Origin of the sequence: uncultured Cyclobacterium sp. (genome assembly GCF_963976465.1) — a bacterium.
Taxonomy (GTDB): Bacteria; Bacteroidota; Bacteroidia; order Cytophagales; family Cyclobacteriaceae; genus Cyclobacterium.
Genome location: NZ_CAXBOC010000512.1, coordinates 1 through 3,816, shown reverse-complemented (window position 1 = coordinate 3,816; position 3,816 = coordinate 1). Strand labels below are relative to the sequence as shown.

The window sequence follows — 3,816 nt, the reverse complement described above, 5'->3', positions numbered from 1 at the left end:
AAAGGAAAATATAAATTAACTGGTGTTCCGGATCAGCCCATGCAGCGGTTCCAGTGAAGCCTGTATGTCCAAATGTTCCGGGAGAGGCAAGATTGCCTGTTGGCCCTTTGTCTTTTTTTGGGTCCGGCTTGTCCCAGCCCAAACCTCTTCTGCTCCGAAATGATTGCTTGTTGGTGAATTTCTCTATTGTTGCCTGATCCAGTAATTCCTCGGTTCCATATTTTCCATTTTGAAGCATCATTTGCATCATTTTAGCCAAATCATTGGCATTACCAAAGAGGCCTGCATGACCTGCAACGCCTCCATACAATGCCGCACCCGGGTCATGTACATATCCTTGGACCAAGGTCTTTCTAAAGAGGTTGTCCTGCTCCGTTGGGGCAATTTGGTCGGGACTCACTTTTTTTAATGGCAGGTATCCAAACCGATTCATCCCTAAAGGAGCATAAAACTGCTGCTCCAAAAAATCCTCCATCGGTTGATTGACCATTTTTTCGATCAATCGGTGCAAAAGATACATTCCAACATCTGAATAACGATAACTGTATTTGGTACTTTTGGTGCCACTGTATCTTAAGTTAGATGCAACAGTCCATTTCCATACACTGTCTGGAAGGGCTTTGTTTCCATATATTCCATGGGCGATTTCAATGGGGTAGTTGTCGGATTTTTGGGGACTATAGTATTCCTCTTTCCATTGATTGCCTTCCAGTGTTTTGGTGAAATGGGGGATATAGGGTATCAGCCCTGCTTCATGAGTTAATATATTGCGGATAGTAATGCCTCCCTTATTGCTTCCTTCCAGTTCTGGTAAGTGTTTTTCTAATGGGTCATCCAGATTTATTAATCCCCTACTATTTAAAAACATGACAGCTTGGGTGGTGGCCATTACCTTGGTAAGCGAAGCAAGGTCATACAGCGTCTTCTCATCTACCGCTTGTTTTTTGCCATAATCAAAATAGCCGTAATTTTTTTCAAAGACTACTTGTCCATTTTTTGCTATTAGGATGGAGCCGCCTGGAGTAGCTTTACCTGAAATGGCCCGCTCCATGATGGTGTCAATTTTCATTAATTCCCTGCTGTTCATGCCTTGGGCTTCGGGAGTAGAATAAGCGAGCCTGTGCAGGCTGTTTGTTTCTATGCCATGACCTTTAGGCCAGACACCCTTTAGACTGATGGGAAGTTTGCCTGACCCTTCTCTACCACCAAAAATTACTTGAGGGGCAATGCTTTCAGTGAAATCATTTTCTTCATAGGCAAAGATCAGGTTTTTTTGGTCCTTGAAATTTTTAGAGGAATAGGCATTTCCAAATACCACTGTTATTACTTTATGCGTTTCCTGCAATCGATTGATAAAAGCTATTTCATCAGCTTTTAACCCGAAATTTCGTCTGGAATTATTGCTCATACCCATGACGCCCACCACTATGGTGCTGAACTCTTCCAGGTTTTTTTCCATGGCAGCAAAATTGTTCTGATTGCTATTCGGGCGTAATGTAAAATGTTTGAATTGGGTATATTTGCTTAGGAATTTTTTAAAGGTTTCCCCCTTTCTGCCTATGGTGAGGGAGGCCATGTTTTCCAAATCCAAATGCTTAACAGGGATTACTTGATCTTCATTGCTGACCACTGTAAGGGAGGAAGCATACAATTGTTCAATAAGGGCCTTGGTTCCAAAATTCGAAAGTCGCTCTACTAGTTTATGGGTATTTACCTCCTGCTTTTTGTTGAGTCCGGCCCAGTATTTGGCGTTGAGTATCTTTTTAATTCTTTGGTCTATTTCCTCCTGGCTTATCCTACCGTCTTTTACGGCTTGCAAAATCAAGGCCTTGGATTTAGGAACATCCTCTGCATAAAGCAAGACGTCATTTCCGGCAAGTAAAGCCATTAGTTCCACCTCTCCCGGCTTGTAAAGACTACTTACCCCTTTCATATTGAGGGCATCTGTAAAAATGAGCCCTTTAAACTTCATTTCTTCTTTGAGTAAATTGGTTACTACCTTGGGGGATAAGGTGGTGGGTAGTTTTGGTTCACTGCCTAAACTTGGAATATGAAGGTGAGCCACCATAATGCTCATCAGGCCTTGATCGATCATTTCTCTGTAAGGATGCAAGTCTATATCTACTATTCTGGCCTTGCTGTTATTGATCACAGGTGTGGTGTAGTGGGAGTCTGAATTGGTGTCGCCATGACCGGGGAAGTGTTTGGCATTGGCAAGTATACCGTTGTCTTGCATGCCTCGCATATAGGCAAGGGATTTATTGCTTACCAATTGTTTATCCTCTCCAAAGGAGCGATAGCCTATCACAGGATTTAGAGGGTTGGAATTTACATCCACCACAGGAGCAAAATTAATATGCATGCCAATTTCCTTAAACTGCCGGGCAATTTCTTTCCCCATTTGATAAACCAAGGCGTCATTTTTAGCCGCACCAAGGGTCATCTGCTTAGGGAAATTCAGGACGCTATCCAGTCGCATACCTATTCCCCATCCGGCATCCATCGCTATGAACAATGGGGTCTTGGCTATGGATTGGTAATGGTTGGTCAGGTTTGCCTGGCGGACAGGCCCTCCTTGAAAAAAGATGATCCCACCTAGATTTTCTTCTTTAATTAATTTGGAAATACTGTTTACATGAGCTGCTCCTTTGTTGGAATAGGCCGCAACCATGAAAAGTTGTCCCAACCGCTCTTCAAAACTAAGGCTGTTAAAAACACTGTCTACCCAGTGTTGCTGCGCACCAGTATTTTCACTTATCAATGGATCCCTAGGTTCAGTACCATCGTGTCCGGACACCAAACCTATCAATAGGAGGCAGCAGAAAAACATTACGTAAACTTTTTGCCACATGGGGGTGTTAAAATTTTATTGGTAATAATTTAAGAATAACTTTGCGTTAACACACAACGTTTAATTCAAACTTACATAAATATCCTACTTCTACCTATGTAAAAGTGATGAACAGGTGATATTTTGTTTAAAACAATAGTTAGATAAGGAAGGTTTCAGTTGTTTTTTTGACTTTTGTTGAAACCAATTGGAAGCCCACTTAATATGTGTTACGCCCTTAGGCAGTTGACAATTAAAATTTAATACTATGAATTTCCCATCCATATTCAGAATAAATCGGCCAAGTAGGTTTAATATCAGTCCTAGACATTACGATCCGGTAAAGGAAGAAATTAAAAACAGGACGGAAATGATCAAGAAGGATTTGGAAATAGAAGGGGTGCTAAATCCGGAGGAGCAACAAATACTGGAAAGAAAAGTTTCAGGAGGATCTTCTAGAATCAGGGGAGCCTTTACCGGTGGAAGCCCGATTAAAAAACAACCTTCCAATATCATGGACAATACAGGATTGATCCGGATGATCATCATCGTATTGTTAGTGGGAGGCTTTGGCGGATACATCTATTTAGGTCCGGTAATTCTGTATTACCTGCTTTATTTTACAGCCGGTGGAGCTTTATTGTTTGGCCTTTTTAAGCTAAAAGGGAGAAAGAAAGATGAGTGATATGATTCAGTTGTTGCCGGATGCCATTGCTAACCAGATCGCAGCTGGAGAAGTGGTGCAAAGACCGGCATCAGCCTTGAAAGAGCTTTTGGAAAATGCCATTGATGCGCAAGCCCAATCCATTCAGGTGGTGATAAAAGATGCAGGAAAATCTTTGATTCAGGTGATCGATGATGGACTTGGCATGTCCCTTACCGATGCCCGTATGTGTTTTGAAAGGCATGCTACTTCTAAAATCAAAAAGTCTGACGACCTTTTCAATATACGGACACATGGTTTTAGGGGAGAAGCGATGGCCTCT

The 3,816-nt window shown here is 42.0% G+C and carries 3 protein-coding genes; 2 read left to right on the top strand and 1 reads right to left on the bottom strand.

Annotation, left to right across the window (positions count from 1 at the left end; all coding sequences use genetic code 11):
- A partial coding sequence (locus AAC037_RS21330; protein ID WP_339905469.1) for a glycoside hydrolase family 3 N-terminal domain-containing protein occupies positions 1-2,851 on the bottom strand: 2,851 nt, incomplete at its 3' end.
- Positions 2,852-3,098: 247 nt separating this feature from the next.
- Between AAC037_RS21330 and AAC037_RS21325 the strand changes: the two genes are divergently transcribed.
- Both AAC037_RS21325 and AAC037_RS21320 read left to right on the top strand, forming a co-directional pair.
- Complete coding sequence (locus AAC037_RS21325) at positions 3,099-3,515, top strand: hypothetical protein (RefSeq protein ID WP_339905468.1); 417 nt, start codon at positions 3,099-3,101, stop codon at positions 3,513-3,515.
- A partial coding sequence (locus AAC037_RS21320) for an ATP-binding protein (protein ID WP_339905467.1) occupies positions 3,508-3,816 on the top strand: 309 nt, incomplete at its 3' end. The genes AAC037_RS21325 and AAC037_RS21320, both read left to right, overlap by 8 nt.